Source organism: Serratia sp. CY74737 (genome assembly GCF_052166775.1).
Classification (GTDB): domain Bacteria; phylum Pseudomonadota; class Gammaproteobacteria; order Enterobacterales; family Enterobacteriaceae; genus Serratia; species Serratia ureilytica.
In genome coordinates this window covers 1-1,652 of sequence record NZ_JBJNOF010000035.1, presented here as the reverse complement: position 1 = coordinate 1,652, position 1,652 = coordinate 1, and the positions used below count along the sequence as shown (strand labels likewise).

2 protein-coding genes are annotated in these 1,652 nt (G+C 60.7%); both read right to left on the bottom strand.

The genetic code is table 11. The features are described from left to right. The coding region (locus ACJ8PE_RS25000) for an ABC-type transport auxiliary lipoprotein family protein (RefSeq protein ID WP_442536948.1) at positions 1-219 on the bottom strand (219 nt) is incomplete at its 3' end. Next, a partial coding sequence (pqiB, locus tag ACJ8PE_RS24995; RefSeq protein ID WP_442536947.1) for an intermembrane transport protein PqiB occupies positions 216-1,652 on the bottom strand: 1,437 nt, incomplete at its 5' end. The genes pqiB and ACJ8PE_RS25000, both read right to left, overlap by 4 nt.

Sequence of the window (1,652 nt, the reverse complement as noted above, 5' to 3'; positions counted from 1 at the left end):
TATCACATACTGCACGTCGTTGGTCTGATACACCACGCCGCTCTGCGCCAGATAATCCGCCACGCTCACGTGCTCCAGCCACAGCTGGCGCGTGGAGGCGCCGCTGCTGCCGGCCGCGGCCGGCGCGCCCAGCGCCGGCAACTGATAGTAAGTCTTCTGTGGCGAACTGCTGCAGGCGCTGAGCAACAGCGCCAGGGCTACCGGGATCCATTTCATCATTTCGTGGCCTTCTTCGGCTGAGGGTCATTGCTGCCGGCGGCTTCAAACACCAGCGCGTTGCTCTTCTCATTTAGGGTGCGTAACACCGGTTGCAGCTCACGCAAGACCTGATCGAGGCGCTGCATGTCGCCCACCATCTTGTTGTAAGCCGGTGAACCAGGCTGGAACCCTTTCATGCTGCGGTTCAGCTCCAGCAGCGTTTTCTGCATGTCCTGCGGCAGCGCCTGCATCTCTTTGCTGGCGATGATGTCGTTCAACGACTTCATGGTCTGCTGCGTCGACTTCATGGTTTTCTGGCTTTCCGCCAGCGTCTTGGTCGCTTCGCTGATCATCGGATTGATCGGCATCGAATTAATCTTATCCAACGTCTGCATCAGCTTCTGCTGGATCTGCGCCAGACCGCCGCTGGTGGTCGGCATCAGCGGATAACCGAACAGCTCGCGCGGCCCTTTCCACGGTTTTTCCTGCGGATAGAAGTCGAGATCGATGTACAGCGAACCGGTCAGCAGGTTGGCGGACTTCATCGAGGCGCGCATGCCGCGGGATTCCGCGTCTTTTAGATGCGCTTCGATATCGATGTTGTCCCCCAGCTGTTTATGAAGCCGATCCGGCTCGATGCGGATCAGCACCGGAATGCGGTAGTCGTTATCCAGGCGCTGCGCCATGCCCTCTTTATAGAACGGCACCTGCGCCACCGTCCCCAGACGGATGCCGCGGAACTCGACCGGCGCGCCCGGCTGCAGGCCGCGTACCGAATCGGAGAAGAACAGCAGGTAGTCTTTATGCACGGTATACAGCGAATCCTGCGTGCTGCGCTGGTTGTCGAACAGCCGGTACTCCGCCTTTTCTTTCGCCTGTTCGCCGCGATCCCAGCCGTCCGGCACATCGAAGCTGACGCCGCCGCTGAACAGCGTGGTCAACGAGCCCATCTCCACCCGCATGCCCTGTGCCGACATGTCAAACGCCACGCCGCTGTCTTTCCAGAAGCGCACGTTGGTGGTGACCAACTGATCGTAAGGCGCGGTGATGAACAGCTGATAGCGCATGGCGCGCGCTTTAGGATCGAAGTAGCTGGTTTCCACCGACCCGACGCGATAGCCGCGGAACAGCACCGGATCGCCGGCGTTGAGCTGGCCTGACTTCTCGCTGTCCAGCACGATGCGCAACCCTTTGGCGTCCGGGGAAGCCAGCGGCGGCGCATCGAGCAGCTGATAGTTGTCTTTGCCGTCTTTGCCTTTGTTGCCCGGCTGCAGTTCGATATAGGCGCCGGAGAGCAGCGTGCCCAGCCCGGAGACGCCTTCACGGCCGATCTGCGGCTTCACCACCCAGAAGGCGGAATCCTGGCGCAGCAATTTCTCCATGCCGGAATTGAGACGCGCCTGCACCATCACCTTGCTCAGGTCATCGCTCAACGTGACGGTTTCCACCACGCC